This is a genomic window from Bacillus mesophilum, assembly GCF_008923265.1.
Classification (GTDB): domain Bacteria; phylum Bacillota; class Bacilli; order Bacillales; family Cytobacillaceae; genus Cytobacillus; species Cytobacillus mesophilum.
Genome location: NZ_WBOT01000011.1, coordinates 21,425 through 34,740, shown reverse-complemented (window position 1 = coordinate 34,740; position 13,316 = coordinate 21,425). Strand labels below are relative to the sequence as shown.

The 13,316-nt window shown below is 41.5% G+C and carries 23 protein-coding genes; all 23 read left to right on the top strand.

The window, feature by feature from the left end; all coding sequences use genetic code 11:
• Positions 1 to 18: 18 nt before the first annotated feature.
• The 23 genes from rpsQ (at position 19) to F7732_RS20710 (ending at position 13,316) form a co-directional block, all read left to right on the top strand.
• Entirely contained in the window at positions 19 to 282 is a 264-nt protein-coding gene (gene rpsQ, locus F7732_RS20820) for a 30S ribosomal protein S17 (RefSeq protein WP_066441558.1), read from the top strand.
• A gap of 41 nt (positions 283 to 323) precedes the next feature.
• The gene (rplN, locus tag F7732_RS20815) at positions 324 to 692 is read left to right on the top strand and encodes a 50S ribosomal protein L14 (RefSeq protein WP_066441555.1); all 369 of its coding nucleotides are present in this window, start codon (positions 324 to 326) and stop codon (positions 690 to 692) included.
• A gap of 36 nt (positions 693 to 728) precedes the next feature.
• Positions 729 to 1,040 carry a 50S ribosomal protein L24 gene (rplX, locus tag F7732_RS20810; RefSeq protein WP_066441552.1) on the top strand — a complete coding sequence of 104 codons (312 nt, stop codon included), beginning with the start codon at positions 729 to 731 and terminating at the stop codon, positions 1,038 to 1,040.
• Between the two features lie 26 nt (positions 1,041 to 1,066).
• On the top strand, positions 1,067 to 1,606 hold the full coding sequence (gene rplE / locus F7732_RS20805; protein WP_151575963.1) for a 50S ribosomal protein L5: 540 nt from the start codon (positions 1,067 to 1,069) through the stop codon (positions 1,604 to 1,606).
• A 25-nt stretch (positions 1,607 to 1,631) separates the two neighbouring features.
• Positions 1,632 to 1,817, top strand: a complete 186-nt coding sequence (rpsN, locus tag F7732_RS20800; protein ID WP_009499044.1) for a 30S ribosomal protein S14 — start codon at positions 1,632 to 1,634, stop codon at positions 1,815 to 1,817.
• Between the two features lie 29 nt (positions 1,818 to 1,846).
• Positions 1,847 to 2,245, top strand: coding sequence for a 30S ribosomal protein S8 (gene rpsH, locus F7732_RS20795; protein WP_066441538.1), 399 nt, complete (start codon positions 1,847 to 1,849; stop codon positions 2,243 to 2,245).
• A 31-nt stretch (positions 2,246 to 2,276) separates the two neighbouring features.
• A complete protein-coding gene (gene rplF / locus F7732_RS20790) occupies positions 2,277 to 2,813 on the top strand; it encodes a 50S ribosomal protein L6 (protein WP_151575962.1) in 537 nt (178 codons plus the stop codon).
• Between the two features lie 32 nt (positions 2,814 to 2,845).
• Positions 2,846 to 3,208: a 50S ribosomal protein L18 gene (gene rplR, locus F7732_RS20785; RefSeq protein WP_066441536.1), complete on the top strand. Its 363-nt coding sequence runs from the start codon at positions 2,846 to 2,848 to the stop codon at positions 3,206 to 3,208.
• Positions 3,209 to 3,232: 24 nt separating this feature from the next.
• Positions 3,233 to 3,733: a 30S ribosomal protein S5 gene (gene rpsE / locus F7732_RS20780; RefSeq protein ID WP_066441535.1), complete on the top strand. Its 501-nt coding sequence runs from the start codon at positions 3,233 to 3,235 to the stop codon at positions 3,731 to 3,733.
• A 13-nt stretch (positions 3,734 to 3,746) separates the two neighbouring features.
• Positions 3,747 to 3,929, top strand: a complete 183-nt coding sequence (gene rpmD, locus F7732_RS20775) for a 50S ribosomal protein L30 (RefSeq protein ID WP_066441532.1) — start codon at positions 3,747 to 3,749, stop codon at positions 3,927 to 3,929.
• A 34-nt stretch (positions 3,930 to 3,963) separates the two neighbouring features.
• Positions 3,964 to 4,404: a 50S ribosomal protein L15 gene (gene rplO, locus F7732_RS20770; protein ID WP_066441530.1), complete on the top strand. Its 441-nt coding sequence runs from the start codon at positions 3,964 to 3,966 to the stop codon at positions 4,402 to 4,404.
• Positions 4,404 to 5,699 carry a preprotein translocase subunit SecY gene (gene secY / locus F7732_RS20765; protein WP_151575961.1) on the top strand — a complete coding sequence of 432 codons (1,296 nt, stop codon included), beginning with the start codon at positions 4,404 to 4,406 and terminating at the stop codon, positions 5,697 to 5,699. The genes rplO and secY overlap by 1 nt, the downstream gene beginning before the upstream one ends.
• A 57-nt stretch (positions 5,700 to 5,756) precedes the next feature.
• Positions 5,757 to 6,410, top strand: coding sequence for an adenylate kinase (locus tag F7732_RS20760; RefSeq protein ID WP_066441526.1), 654 nt, complete (start codon positions 5,757 to 5,759; stop codon positions 6,408 to 6,410).
• The gene (map, locus tag F7732_RS20755; protein WP_066441523.1) at positions 6,407 to 7,153 is read left to right on the top strand and encodes a type I methionyl aminopeptidase; all 747 of its coding nucleotides are present in this window, start codon (positions 6,407 to 6,409) and stop codon (positions 7,151 to 7,153) included. Before F7732_RS20760 ends, map begins: the two co-directional genes overlap by 4 nt.
• A 283-nt stretch (positions 7,154 to 7,436) precedes the next feature.
• Positions 7,437 to 7,655, top strand: coding sequence for a translation initiation factor IF-1 (gene infA / locus F7732_RS20750; RefSeq protein WP_009336604.1), 219 nt, complete (start codon positions 7,437 to 7,439; stop codon positions 7,653 to 7,655).
• Positions 7,656 to 7,690: 35 nt separating this feature from the next.
• Positions 7,691 to 7,804, top strand: coding sequence for a 50S ribosomal protein L36 (gene rpmJ, locus F7732_RS20745; protein ID WP_000868344.1), 114 nt, complete (start codon positions 7,691 to 7,693; stop codon positions 7,802 to 7,804).
• 22 nt (positions 7,805 to 7,826) lie between these two features.
• A complete protein-coding gene (rpsM, locus tag F7732_RS20740) occupies positions 7,827 to 8,192 on the top strand; it encodes a 30S ribosomal protein S13 (RefSeq protein ID WP_066441520.1) in 366 nt (121 codons plus the stop codon).
• A gap of 21 nt (positions 8,193 to 8,213) precedes the next feature.
• Positions 8,214 to 8,603 carry a 30S ribosomal protein S11 gene (gene rpsK, locus F7732_RS20735; protein WP_151575960.1) on the top strand — a complete coding sequence of 130 codons (390 nt, stop codon included), beginning with the start codon at positions 8,214 to 8,216 and terminating at the stop codon, positions 8,601 to 8,603.
• A 173-nt stretch (positions 8,604 to 8,776) separates the two neighbouring features.
• The gene (locus tag F7732_RS20730; protein ID WP_066441514.1) at positions 8,777 to 9,721 is read left to right on the top strand and encodes a DNA-directed RNA polymerase subunit alpha; all 945 of its coding nucleotides are present in this window, start codon (positions 8,777 to 8,779) and stop codon (positions 9,719 to 9,721) included.
• Between the two features lie 57 nt (positions 9,722 to 9,778).
• Positions 9,779 to 10,141, top strand: coding sequence for a 50S ribosomal protein L17 (gene rplQ / locus F7732_RS20725; RefSeq protein WP_066441511.1), 363 nt, complete (start codon positions 9,779 to 9,781; stop codon positions 10,139 to 10,141).
• Between the two features lie 699 nt (positions 10,142 to 10,840).
• Entirely contained in the window at positions 10,841 to 11,677 is an 837-nt protein-coding gene (locus F7732_RS20720; protein ID WP_151575959.1) for an energy-coupling factor ABC transporter ATP-binding protein, read from the top strand.
• Positions 11,653 to 12,522 (top strand): energy-coupling factor ABC transporter ATP-binding protein, encoded by an 870-nt coding sequence (locus tag F7732_RS20715; protein WP_151575958.1) that lies wholly within the window; start codon positions 11,653 to 11,655, stop codon positions 12,520 to 12,522. Before F7732_RS20720 ends, F7732_RS20715 begins: the two co-directional genes overlap by 25 nt.
• Positions 12,519 to 13,316: an energy-coupling factor transporter transmembrane component T family protein gene (locus tag F7732_RS20710; RefSeq protein WP_151575957.1), complete on the top strand. Its 798-nt coding sequence runs from the start codon at positions 12,519 to 12,521 to the stop codon at positions 13,314 to 13,316. The genes F7732_RS20715 and F7732_RS20710 overlap by 4 nt, the downstream gene beginning before the upstream one ends.

Below are 13,316 nucleotides of genomic sequence, written 5' to 3'. Positions count from 1 at the left end.
TGAGAGGAGGTTCGCACAATGAGTGAACGCAACCAACGCAAAGTTTACACTGGACGTGTGGTTTCTGACAAAATGGATAAGACTGTTACTGTTTTGGTTGAAACATATAAAAAGCATGCTCTTTATGGTAAACGCGTTAAGTACTCTAAAAAGTTTAAAGCTCATGATGAGCAAAACGAAGCAAAAATTGGCGATATCGTTCGTATTATGGAAACTCGTCCACTATCTGCGACTAAACGCTTCCGTCTAGTAGAAGTTGTTGAGAAAGCAGTTATTATCTAATTGTTCGGTAGGGAGTCTGATCCCGAAGGGAGGTTACACACATGATTCAACAAGAATCACGTTTAAAAGTTGCTGACAACTCTGGTGCTCGTGAAGTACTAACTATCAAAGTTCTTGGCGGTTCAGGCCGTAAAACTGCAAACATTGGTGATGTCATCGTTTGTACAGTGAAACAAGCAACACCAGGTGGCGTTGTTAAAAAAGGTGACGTTGTTAAAGCTGTAGTTGTTAGAACAAAAAGCGGTGTTCGCCGTAATGACGGTACTTACATTCGTTTTGATGAAAACGCATGTGTGATTATTCGTGATGATAAAGGTCCTCGTGGTACTCGTATTTTCGGACCTGTTGCGCGTGAACTTCGTGACAACAACTTCATGAAAATTGTTTCATTAGCTCCAGAAGTATTATAAATCTAAATCAAATTGCCTTTAAGGAGGTGCGCACAGATGCATGTAAAAAAAGGTGATAAAGTTATGGTCATCTCTGGTAAGGATAAAGGCAAGACTGGTGTTATCCTAGCAGCTTTCCCTAAACAAAGCCGAGTGCTAGTTGAAGGAGTAAACGTTGTTAAGAAACACGCTAAGCCATCCCAAGTGAATCCGCAAGGCGGAATCATCAGCCAAGAGGCACCTGTTCATGTATCAAACGTTATGCCTGTTGACCCTAAGTCTGGTGAACCAACTCGTGTAGGCTACAAGACGGTTGATGGCAAAAAAGTACGTGTAGCAAAAAAATCCGGTGAAGTTCTAGATAAATAGTTAATAGAAGAAGGGAGGTACTATGAATGAACCGCCTAAAAGAAAAACACAGTAAAGAAATTACACCTGCTCTAATGAGCAAGTTCAACTATAGTTCAGTAATGCAAGTTCCAAAGCTTGAAAAAATCGTTGTCAACATGGGTGTCGGTGATGCAGTTTCTAACTCAAAAGCATTAGATAATGCTGTTGAAGAACTAGCACAAATCACTGGACAGAAACCACTTGTGACTCGTGCGAAGAAATCAATCGCTGGCTTCCGTCTTCGTGAAGGCATGCCGATCGGTGCTAAAGTTACACTACGCGGTGAGCGTATGTACGAATTCTTTGATAAATTAGTATCGGTTTCTCTTCCACGTGTACGTGACTTCCGCGGTATTTCTAAAAAGTCTTTTGACGGCCGTGGAAACTACACTCTTGGTGTGAAAGAACAATTAATCTTCCCTGAGATTGATTACGATAAAGTAAGCAAAGTTCGTGGTATGGATATCGTTATCGTAACTACAGCTAATACTGATGAAGAAGCTCGTGAACTTTTAACTCAATTTGGAATGCCATTCCAAAAGTAATCGCTAAATAGAGGGAGGCGAAAACGTGGCTAAAAAGTCAATGATTGCGAAGCAAAAACGCACGCCTAAATACAAGGTACAAGAATATACACGCTGCGAGCGTTGCGGCCGTCCACATTCTGTATACCGTAAATTTAAGCTTTGTCGTATTTGTTTCCGTGAATTAGCATATAAAGGTCAAATACCTGGTGTGAAAAAAGCTAGCTGGTAAAACCCAAAGTTGGGAAGGAGGTAAAAACAATGGTCATGACAGATCCAATTGCAGATTTGCTTACTCGCATCCGTAATGCGAATATGGTTCGTCACGAAAAATTAGAAGTTCCTGCTTCTAATATCAAGAAAGAAGTTGCTGAAATCCTTAAGCGTGAAGGATTCGTGCGTGATGTTGAGTTTATCGAAGACAATAAGCAAGGCATTATCCGCATTTTCTTAAAATACGGTGCAAACAACGAGCGCGTTATTACTGGTCTTAAGCGTATCAGTAAGCCTGGTCTTCGTGTATACGCAAAAGCTGATGAAGTACCTCGTGTACTTAACGGTTTAGGTATCGCACTAGTTTCTACTTCTCAAGGAGTTCTTACAGATAAAGAAGCTCGCGCTAAACAAGTTGGCGGAGAAGTACTAGCATACGTTTGGTAATAGAGTTTCTTAATGAATGGAGGTGCAATAAATGTCTCGTATAGGTAAAAAGCCAATCGAAATTCCATCTGGCGTAACAATTACAATTGATGGAGCAACAGTAACAGTTAAAGGTCCTAAAGGTGAACTTTCCCGTTCATTTAACCCTGATATCGAAGTGAAAGTGGAAGAGAACATCATTAACGTTGTTCGTCCAACTGAATCAAAAGAGCACCGTGCTCTTCACGGAACTACTCGTGCATTGATCGCTAACATGGTTGAGGGAGTTTCCAAAGGCTTTGAAAGAGGTTTAGAGCTTATCGGTGTCGGTTACCGTGCTCAAAAACAAGGGAAAAAGCTTGTGTTAAACGTTGGTTATTCTCACCCTGTAGAAATCGAGCCTGAAGAAGGTCTTGAAATCGAAGTACCATCTAATACAAAAGTTATCGTTAAAGGAACTAACAAAGAACGTGTTGGTGCTTTAGCAGCTAACATCCGTGACGTTCGTCCTCCAGAGCCTTACAAAGGTAAAGGGATCCGTTATGAAGGCGAATATGTGCGCCGTAAAGAAGGTAAAACAGGTAAGTAATGCCGCTTAGGTAAACGAAAGGAGTGACCGAAATGATTACGAAGGCTGATAAAAATGCAGTTCGTAAAAAAAGACACGCACGTGTTCGTGCAAAGCTTTCTGGAACTGCGGTTCGTCCTCGTTTAAATGTGTTTCGTTCAAATAAACACATTTACGCTCAATTAATTGATGATGTAAACAAAGTAACGATTGCAAGTGCGTCATCACTTGATAAAGATGTTAACCTTGATTCTACAAGCAATGTTGATGCAGCTGTTAAAGTTGGAGAACTAGTTGCGAAACGCGCTGTTGAAAAAGGAGTTAATTCTGTAGTATTCGACCGTGGAGGATACCTCTATCATGGCCGCGTAAAAGCATTAGCTGATGCTGCACGCGAAAACGGGTTGGAATTTTAATAGACAAAGGAGGGACACAAAAAGATGCGTCGTATTGATCCAAACAAACTTGAACTTGAAGAGCGCGTAGTTACGGTTAACCGTGTTGCGAAGGTTGTTAAAGGTGGACGTCGTTTTAGATTCTCTGCTCTTGTAGTAGTAGGTGACAAAAACGGTCACGTTGGCTTTGGAACTGGTAAAGCACAAGAGGTACCGGAAGCTATCCGTAAAGCAATTGAAGATGCGAAGAAAAACCTAATCGAAGTACCTATGGTTGGAACTACAATTCCTCACCAAGTAATCGGTCATTTCGGTGCTGGCGAAATTCTTCTAAAACCTGCATATGAAGGTACTGGAGTTATCGCTGGTGGTCCTGTCCGTGCGGTTCTTGAGTTAGCTGGTGTTGGCGATATCCTTTCTAAATCTCTAGGAACAAACACACCAATTAACATGGTTCGCGCTACATTGGACGGACTGAACCAATTAAAACGTGCTGAAGACGTAGCAAAACTACGTGGTAAATCAGTAGAAGAACTGTTAGGATAAGGAGGGAAATCAGATGGCGAATAAACTAGAAGTGACCCTCACTCGCAGCGTGATTGGCCGCCCGCAGGACCAACGCGAAACAGTTAAAGCCCTTGGCTTGCGTAAAATGCACCAAACAGTTGAGCACCAGGATAATGCAGCAATCCGCGGTATGATCAATAAGGTAGCTCACCTTGTTACGGTAAAAGAAAACTAATTATCACTCTTCTATAAAATAAGGAGGTGCCAACATGAAACTTCATGAATTAAAACCTGCAGAAGGTTCTCGTCAAGAACGTAAGCGTAAAGGTCGCGGAATCGGTTCTGGTAATGGTAAAACTGCTGGTAAAGGTCATAAAGGTCAAAACGCACGTTCAGGCGGCGGTGTACGTCCTGGTTTTGAGGGTGGTCAAACACCTTTATTCCAACGCTTGCCAAAACGCGGATTTACAAACATCAATCGTAAAGATTATGCTGTTGTAAACCTTGACGCCCTAAACCGCTTCGAAGACGGAACTGTGGTCTCACCAGAGCTTCTAATCGAAACTGGTGTAGTCAGCAAAGAAAGAGCAGGAATTAAAATTCTTGCTAAAGGCAAAGTTGAGAAAAAGCTTACAGTTAAAGCTCATAAATTCTCCTCTGCTGCAAAGGAAGCTATTGAAGCTGCCGGCGGTCAAACAGAGGTGATTTAATGTTTAAGACAATCTCCAATTTTATGCGCGTGGGTGATATAAGAAACAAGATTATATTCACCCTTTTAATGCTGATTGTTTTTCGCATCGGTACGTTCATACCTGTGCCAGGTGTGAATGCCGATGTACTGCAAGCACAGGATTCACTAAATGTATTTGGTGTGCTTAATACATTTGGCGGCGGTGCACTTCTAAACTTCTCTATTCTTGCTATGGGGATCATGCCGTATATCACAGCATCAATCATTGTGCAGCTTCTGCAAATGGATGTTGTGCCTAAATTTACGGAATGGTCTAAGCAAGGAGATGTTGGGCGCCGTAAGTTAGCACAGTTTACTCGCTATTTTACTATCGTGCTTGGATTTATCCAGGCTCTTGGTATGTCTTATGGGTTTAACAACCTGGCAGGCGGTATGCTAATTGAGAATACTGGTATAGCTTCTTACCTGCTTATTGCAACAGTATTGACCGCTGGAACTGCATTTTTAATGTGGCTGGGCGAGCAAATTACTGAAAAGGGAGTAGGAAACGGAATTTCCATTATCATTTTTGCTGGGATCGTTGCTGGTATTCCAAATATCGTCAATCAGATCTATGCACAGCAATTTGAAAATGCGGGTGACCAATTATTCCTTCGCATCATTACAATGGTGCTGATCCTTATTGCAGTTATTGCTATAATCGTTGGTACAATTTTCATCCAACAGGCTTTAAGGAAAATTCCTGTGCAATATGCAAAACGGGTATCAGCAGGCAATGCTTCTGCTGGTATGCAAAACACACATTTGCCATTGAAAGTTAACGCAGCTGGAGTTATTCCAGTAATCTTCGCTGTATCATTTATTGTTACGCCAAGAACAATTGCGGGCTTCTTTGAGTCAAATAGTGTTACAGACTGGATAATCACTGTATTTGATTACACAGAGCCAATTGGTATGGTAATCTATAGTGCGCTGATTATTGCATTTACGTATTTCTATGCTTTCATTCAAGTTAACCCAGAGCAAGTCTCTGAGAACTTAAAGAAGCAGGGCGGTTATGTACCAGGTATCAGACCAGGTAAAAATACGCAGGAATACTTAACACGCGTTCTCTACCGTTTAACATTTGTTGGTGCATTATTCCTTACCGCGATTTCGATTGTGCCGATGTTTTTCATTAATATCGCAGGATTACCAGAATCAGCGCAAATTGGAGGAACAAGCTTACTAATTGTTGTCGGTGTTGCACTTGATACAATGAAGCAGCTTGAGTCACAGCTTGTTAAGCGTCATTATAAAGGCTTTATAAAATAATTTGGTTAAAGGGGACTTGTGTTCCCTATAACCATTTTCAGACTAGGGGGAATTCACTTGAATCTAGTATTAATGGGGCTCCCTGGTGCCGGAAAAGGTACACAAGCAGAGAAAATTGTACAAAAATACGGCATCCCTCATATTTCCACAGGAGATATGTTCCGCGCAGCCATTAAAGGAGAAACGGAACTAGGCCTGCAAGCTAAATCGTTCATGGACAAAGGCGAACTCGTTCCTGATGAAGTTACGATCGGCATTGTACGCGAGCGTTTAAGCGAATCAGACTGTGAAAAAGGGTTTTTGCTTGATGGGTTTCCAAGAACGGTACCTCAAGCTGAAGCACTTGAAAACATCCTTTCTGAGCTAAACAAAACAATGGACTATGTTATTAATATTGATGTAGATCAAGAGATCTTGATGGAGCGCCTCACTGGCCGCAGAATCTGCAAAAGCTGCGGAGCTACTTATCATCTTGTATTTAATCCTCCTGCTAAGGAAGGCGTTTGCGACCGTTGTGGCGGAGAATTATATCAACGTGCAGATGATAATGAAGAAACTGTGAAAAATCGCCTTGATGTTAATATTAAACAAACAAAACCATTACTTGGTTTTTATGAATCTAAAGGCTATTTACGCAATATTGATGGCCAGCAAGAGATCGGTAAAGTATTTTCTGATATTGATGTTCTACTCGGAGATTTGTCTAAATGATTATTTGCAAAACCGAGCGAGAAATTGCGATTATGCGTGAAGCCGGAAGAATTGTTGCACTGACGCACGAGGAACTGAAAAAGCATATTGCCCCTGGAATAACTACGAAAGAGCTTGATAGAATTGCTGAAAGCTTTATAAAAAAGCATGATGCATTTCCGTCATTTAAAGGCTATAACGGGTTTACAGGAAGTATATGTGCTTCAGTAAATGATGAACTTGTTCATGGTATTCCTGGTGATCGGGTCTTAAAAAATGGCGATATTATCAGCATCGATATTGGCGCCAAATATAACGGTTATCATGGTGATTCTGCCTGGACGTATGCTGTCGGCCGCATTGATGATGATACGAAACGCTTATTAGACGTAACGGAGCAGTCATTATATACAGGCCTTAAAGAAGCGATTCCAGGAGAACGGTTATCGAACATCTCTCATGCGATTCAAACATTTGCGGAATCAAATGGTTTTTCTATTGTACGTGAGTATGTCGGGCATGGGATAGGGCAAGACTTACATGAGGAGCCGCAAATTCCACATTATGGTCCCCCGAATAAAGGACCTCGTTTAAAACCGGGCATGGTACTTGCTGTCGAACCGATGGTAAACGCCGGAAGCCGCTATGTGAAAACGCTGGCTGACCAGTGGACCGTTGTTACGGTTGATGGGTCTAGGTGTGCTCATTTTGAGCATACAATAGCAATCACAGAAACAGGTTATGAAATTCTAACAGTCATTTAGACATAAGGTTTCATGAAAAAATTCTGGACAATTTGCGTGCAAAAAGAATTTTCTCTTTTTACAAGACGTAAACATAGTCAGTATGCTATAATTATAAGGTTGTTGATTGGTTGTGCTGAATTTAATCGGCAGCCATAAGCAGGACAATAATTTAGTAACTCTTCAGGTTTGGAGCAGATCTTTTAGAAACCTGACCGCGTAGTTTTACAAAGAAAAGCTAATGTCTTAGGTTAATCTAAGCATTTAAGATTTCGTATTTTGATTAAGAAGGGAGACGCGTTCGATGGCAAAAGACGATGTAATCGAGATAGAAGGCACAGTAGTTGATACTTTGCCAAATGCAATGTTTAAGGTAGAATTAGAAAATGGTCATACAGTGTTAGCTCATGTGTCCGGTAAAATTCGTATGCACTTCATCCGTATCTTACCTGGAGATAAAGTAACTGTTGAGCTTTCTCCATATGATTTAACTCGTGGAAGAATCACATATCGCTTTAAGTAATCATTGCGCTCCGTACTATTAAGGAGGTTAGGATAATGAAAGTAAGACCATCAGTTAAGCCGATCTGCGAAAAGTGCAAAGTCATCCGCAGACGCGGCAAAGTAATGGTTATCTGTGAAAACCCTAAACACAAACAAAAACAAGGTTAATAACAAGGAGGTGCGCGTATAAATGGCACGTATTGCTGGTGTAGATGTACCACGTGAGAAACGTGTGGTTATCTCATTAACTTATATCTATGGTATTGGTAGAAATACTTCTTCAAAGATTCTTGCTGAAGCTGGTGTATCTGAAGACACTCGCGTTCGCGATCTAACAGAAGATGAATTAAACAAAATCCGTGAGCAAATCGACAAATTAAAAGTTGAAGGTGATCTTCGTCGTGAAATTTCACTTAACATCAAACGTTTAATGGAAATCGGAAGCTACCGCGGTCTTCGTCACCGTCGTGGATTACCTGTTCGTGGACAAAACACGAAAAACAACGCACGTACACGCAAAGGTCCTCGTAAGACTGTAGCGAACAAGAAGAAATAATCTGTAAAGGAGGTACTTTAAATGGCTCGTAAAACTAATACACGTAAACGCCGTGTCAAAAAGAATATTGAAACTGGTATTGCACATATCCGTTCTACTTTCAATAACACAATCGTAACTATTACAGATGCACATGGAAATGCTCTTTCTTGGTCAAGTGCTGGAGCTTTAGGGTTCAGAGGTTCTCGTAAATCTACTCCTTTCGCAGCACAAATGGCAGCTGAAACAGCAGCTAAAACTTCCATGGAGCATGGTATGAAATCTTTAGAGGTAACTGTTAAAGGACCTGGTGCAGGTCGTGAAGCAGCTATTCGTGCTCTTCAAGCTGCAGGACTTGAAGTTACTGCAATTAGAGACGTAACTCCTGTTCCGCATAACGGATGTCGTCCACCAAAACGCCGCCGTGTATAATTTTACTGTATAGATTTTGTATCCTTGTCTATAATGGGATATGATACAATTTTCGTTTTTATACAGAATAATTATTCCAGTTGTTGTGCACAAAACGGGAACGTATACATGGGGGAATTTCGGTTAGAAAAAACTAGCCGGGGTTTCGACGTTTTGAAGGAGGGTATATTTTGATGATCGAAATAGAAAAACCAAAAATCGAAACGGTTGAGATCAGCGATGATGCCAAGTACGGGAAGTTCGTCGTAGAGCCACTAGAGCGTGGATATGGTACAACTCTGGGTAACTCCTTACGTCGTATTCTTTTATCCTCACTCCCAGGTGCCGCTGTCACATCGATCCAAATTGATGGGGTACTTCATGAGTTCTCAACAATTGAAGGCGTCGTAGAAGATGTAACATCTATCATTTTAAACATTAAGAAGCTAGCACTGAAAATCTACTCCGATGAAGAAAAAACACTTGAAATTGATGTGCAAGGCGAGGGTGTTGTTACAGCAGCGGATGTCACGCATGACAGTGATGTAGAGATTCTGAATCCAGATCTTCATATCGCTACACTTGGTTCAAACGGCCATTTACACATGCGCTTGACTGCAAAACGCGGAAGAGGCTATACGCCTGCTGTCCAAAACAAACGCGAAGATCAGCCGATCGGTGTTATTCCGATTGATTCGATCTATACACCAGTTGCTCGTGTCTCCTATCAAGTAGAGAATACACGTGTAGGGCAAATGACTAACTATGATAAGTTAACATTCGATGTTTGGACTGACGGAAGTACAGGTCCTCAAGATGCGGTTGCACTTGGAGCGAAGATCTTAACTGAGCATTTAAATATCTTTGTCGGTTTAACTGATGAAGCACAAAATGCTGAAATCATGGTTGAAAAAGAAGAAGATCAAAAAGAAAAAGTACTTGAAATGACTATTGAAGAACTTGATCTTTCTGTTCGTTCTTATAACTGCCTAAAGCGTGCAGGCATCAACACTGTTCAGGAATTGGCTAACAAGACTGAAGAAGATATGATGAAGGTTCGTAACTTAGGAAGAAAATCACTTGAAGAAGTGAAACATAAATTAGAAGAGCTTGGTTTAGGCTTGCGTAAAGACGATTGATCAATAAGCAAGTTTTTACAGCTCGGGGAATGACTTCAACAAAGGAGGGAAACTCTCATGGGATACAGAAAGTTAGGACGTACTAGTGCTCAGCGTAAAGCGATGCTACGTGACTTAGCAACAGACTTAATCATCAATGAGCGTATTGAAACAACAGAAGCTCGTGCAAAAGAACTTCGTTCAGTTGTTGAAAAAATGATCACTCTTGGTAAACGTGGTGACCTTCACGCACGTCGTCAAGCTGCTGCTTTTATCCGTAATGAAGTTGCAAATGCTGAAGAGAACCAAGATGCTGTTCAAAAATTATTCAGCGATGTTGCTTCTCGTTACGAAGAGCGTCAAGGCGGATACACTCGTATTATGAAACTTGGACCTCGCCGCGGTGACGGTGCTCCAATGGTAATCATCGAGTTAGTATAATAAAACCTTAGCGAATGAACAGACTTAGTCTCCTGACTGAGCTGCTCGACGCACAACAACAAGTGGGGCGCTGGACAGTTTAAGTACAAACTTGTTCTTTGCCCCCTTTTTGTAAATGGGCTTGCTTCCTGATATTGCTAAGCCCAGCAATAAGCCAATCTGAGTGTTATGATGAGCGTGTGTGTAGCTTACTTTTGTAAGCTACTGTAAAAAATAAAGATAGCAGCAGGGCTTATAAATAGCTCTTAAAGTTAAACTTGGTATATAGCTTGTTTAATTCTTTCTTTCGCGACTCGTCTAGCTCGTTGCATCTCCTCCTTATAGCTTTAGCGGACAAACAGGATGGCCTGTTTTGGAGGGGATGCAGGCTTTATTTTAATTGTAAGCAAAGACTTAATGTAGCTGCATCATGAGCTTTAAATAGGGAGGCAGCATGATTCTACACGCTTAGAAATTCATGTAGATACTGTTACTATGTGAAGTACAAGCTTAAATATGCTATAGTCTTACTATTCAAGCTCGCCAAGTTGGCGGGTTTTTTGTTTTAATAAATTATGTATTTGCTAATAAAGTTGTTTTTGTATACTGTAACTACCATACGTATACAGCTATGGCGAGCTCTTATCAGAACTTGTCATGCAACAAGCGAGGATAGCTGAGAATAGAAGAGATTAGAAAGGCTGAGAGGAGCGTATTTGGATGAATGAACTTGTCCGTTTACAGGATATTTCTTTTCGATATGATGAGGAGGCAGATTATGCCTTAAAAGGAGTATCTTTTTCTATATATGAAGGAGAATGGCTTGCTATTGTTGGTCATAATGGTTCGGGTAAATCAACATTGGCCAAGCTGTTAAATGGGCTGCAATATGCACAGGAGGGAACGATTTCTGTAGATGGCATGCTGCTTTCAGAGGATACCGTTTGGGAAATCCGCAAAAAAATTGGCATGGTTTTTCAAAATCCAGATAATCAGTTTGTAGGAACAACTGTGCAGGATGATGTGGCTTTTGGTTTAGAAAATCATGGAGTGGCAAGAGAAGAGATGGTGGATCGTGTTTTACATTCACTTGAAAAGGTCAAAATGGACCAGTTTCTTGATCAAGAGCCGCACCATTTATCAGGCGGTCAGAAGCAGCGAGTAGCCATAGCAGGTGTCATAGCGCTGAGACCCAATCTGATCATTTTGGACGAAGCAACCTCCATGCTTGACCCTCGAGGCCGGGAGGAAGTTTTGGATACTGTCAGAGAACTTAAACAGGATCATCAGATGACTGTTATTTCAATCACACATGATCTAGAGGAAGCTGCCAAAGCGGACCGGATCATTGTCATGAACAAAGGGAAACTGTACAGAGAAGGCTCGCCTGCTGAAATCTTTCAAATGGATGAAGAGCTTGTACAGCTGGGGCTTGATATTCCTTTTCCAGTTAAGATGAGCAAGTTGTTTAAGGAAAAAGGAATACCTTTGACGAAGTATCATTTAACAGAAGAGGAGTTGGTGAATGAGTTATGGACATCACACTCCAAAATGTAGAATACCGCTATCAGGCAAATACACCGTTTGAACGGCTTGCGATTGAAGATGTTTCAATTGATTTGCCGGCAGGTACTTTTTTAGCGCTCATTGGTCATACAGGCTCAGGGAAATCAACCGTACTGCAGCACTTGAATGCGCTGATTAAACCAACAAAAGGTTCTGTAAAGATTGGTGAGACAACCATCACACCAAATAAAAAACAGAAAAACTTGAAACATGTGCGTCAAAGGGTAGGCATTGTTTTTCAATTTCCAGAGCATCAGCTTTTTGAAGAAACCGTTGAAAAAGATATTTGCTTTGGTCCCATGAACTTTGGTGTATCCGAACAGGAGGCAAAGGCGAGAGCCCGCCGAGCAATCCAGCAGGTAGGATTGTCAGAAGAAATCTTATTAAAGTCGCCTTTTGAGCTTTCTGGCGGGCAAATGCGTCGTGTTGCGATTGCCGGTGTACTGGCAATGGAGCCGGCTGTCATTGTTCTTGATGAGCCAACAGCGGGTCTTGATCCAAGAGGAAGACAGGAAATCATGAATATGTTCGCCTCCCTTCACCGTGAAAGAAACCTTTCTACTGTGCTTGTGACACATAGTATGGAGGATGCTTCCCGCTACGCCGATCAAATTGTCATTATGCATAATGGCAAGGTCGAGAGGAAGGGAACGCCTTCAGAAATTTTTTCAAATCCAGAAAGGCTGCTGGAACTGGGACTCGATGTTCCTGAGGTTGTGAAGCTGCAGCATAAGCTGGAGTCTGCATTTGGAAGAAAGTTTGCGAAGACGTGCTTATCTATGGAAGATCTCGCTGAAGAAGCAATGAAGCTTTTGAAGGGAGGAGATTCTTTATGATGGAAAAAATGATTTTTGGGCGCTATGTCCCGGCACAATCTATTATCCATCGGATGGACCCCCGCTCAAAGCTAATTCTCATTTTTTTGTTTGTCTGTGTTGTCTTTATTGCTAATAATGTCTATACGTATGCTGCACTCATTATCTATACATTTGCTATGATCCTGTTATCAAAAGTGCCAGTGCGATTTATTATAGCAGGATTAAAACCGGTCTTTCTGCTTGTTATTTTCACGCTGATGCTGCATTTGTTTCTAACACGGGAAGGTGCCGTCATTTTTGAGCTTGGACCGATTACCATTTATGAAGAGGGACTTAGACAAGGGATTTTCATCTCATTGCGTTTCTTTTTGTTAATCCTAATGACTTCAATTTTAACGCTAACGACCACACCGATAGAAATAACGGACGGTCTTGAAACACTGTTAGGTCCTCTTAAAAAGGTGAAGTTTCCGGTTCATGAGTTGGCCTTAATGATGTCGATTTCTCTCCGGTTTATTCCAACCCTTATGGGAGAGACTGATAAAATCATGAAAGCGCAAACCGCACGTGGTGTTGATTTTTCTGGCGGTCCAATTAAGGAGAGAGTAAAAGCAGTGATTCCTCTATTGATTCCCTTGTTCGTCAGCTCTTTTAAGAGAGCGGAGGAGCTTGCTACCGCCATGGAGGCACGAGGCTATCGCGGCGGTGAAGGAAGAACAAAATATAGACAGCTAAGCTGGAGAATGACGGATACAATGATGCTGCTTCTGCTGGCAGCTCTAACAGTCATTTTAATCCTGCTGAGAACATAA

Coding starts and splice junctions, on each gene's coding strand:
- F7732_RS20720 (WP_151575959.1), top strand. CDS start 10,841: ATGAATGAACTTGTCCGTTTACAGGATATTTCTTTTCGATATGATGAG.
- rplN (WP_066441555.1), top strand. CDS start 324: ATGATTCAACAAGAATCACGTTTAAAAGTTGCTGACAACTCTGGTGCT.
- F7732_RS20715 (WP_151575958.1), top strand. CDS start 11,653: ATGGACATCACACTCCAAAATGTAGAATACCGCTATCAGGCAAATACA.
- rplX (WP_066441552.1), top strand. CDS start 729: ATGCATGTAAAAAAAGGTGATAAAGTTATGGTCATCTCTGGTAAGGAT.
- rpsE (WP_066441535.1), top strand. CDS start 3,233: ATGCGTCGTATTGATCCAAACAAACTTGAACTTGAAGAGCGCGTAGTT.
- rpsQ (WP_066441558.1), top strand. CDS start 19: ATGAGTGAACGCAACCAACGCAAAGTTTACACTGGACGTGTGGTTTCT.
- rpmD (WP_066441532.1), top strand. CDS start 3,747: ATGGCGAATAAACTAGAAGTGACCCTCACTCGCAGCGTGATTGGCCGC.
- F7732_RS20730 (WP_066441514.1), top strand. CDS start 8,777: ATGATCGAAATAGAAAAACCAAAAATCGAAACGGTTGAGATCAGCGAT.
- rpsK (WP_151575960.1), top strand. CDS start 8,214: ATGGCTCGTAAAACTAATACACGTAAACGCCGTGTCAAAAAGAATATT.
- rplQ (WP_066441511.1), top strand. CDS start 9,779: ATGGGATACAGAAAGTTAGGACGTACTAGTGCTCAGCGTAAAGCGATG.
- rpsM (WP_066441520.1), top strand. CDS start 7,827: ATGGCACGTATTGCTGGTGTAGATGTACCACGTGAGAAACGTGTGGTT.
- map (WP_066441523.1), top strand. CDS start 6,407: ATGATTATTTGCAAAACCGAGCGAGAAATTGCGATTATGCGTGAAGCC.
- rplR (WP_066441536.1), top strand. CDS start 2,846: ATGATTACGAAGGCTGATAAAAATGCAGTTCGTAAAAAAAGACACGCA.
- rpmJ (WP_000868344.1), top strand. CDS start 7,691: ATGAAAGTAAGACCATCAGTTAAGCCGATCTGCGAAAAGTGCAAAGTC.
- infA (WP_009336604.1), top strand. CDS start 7,437: ATGGCAAAAGACGATGTAATCGAGATAGAAGGCACAGTAGTTGATACT.
- F7732_RS20710 (WP_151575957.1), top strand. CDS start 12,519: ATGATGGAAAAAATGATTTTTGGGCGCTATGTCCCGGCACAATCTATT.
- rplE (WP_151575963.1), top strand. CDS start 1,067: ATGAACCGCCTAAAAGAAAAACACAGTAAAGAAATTACACCTGCTCTA.
- secY (WP_151575961.1), top strand. CDS start 4,404: ATGTTTAAGACAATCTCCAATTTTATGCGCGTGGGTGATATAAGAAAC.
- rplO (WP_066441530.1), top strand. CDS start 3,964: ATGAAACTTCATGAATTAAAACCTGCAGAAGGTTCTCGTCAAGAACGT.
- rplF (WP_151575962.1), top strand. CDS start 2,277: ATGTCTCGTATAGGTAAAAAGCCAATCGAAATTCCATCTGGCGTAACA.
- rpsH (WP_066441538.1), top strand. CDS start 1,847: ATGGTCATGACAGATCCAATTGCAGATTTGCTTACTCGCATCCGTAAT.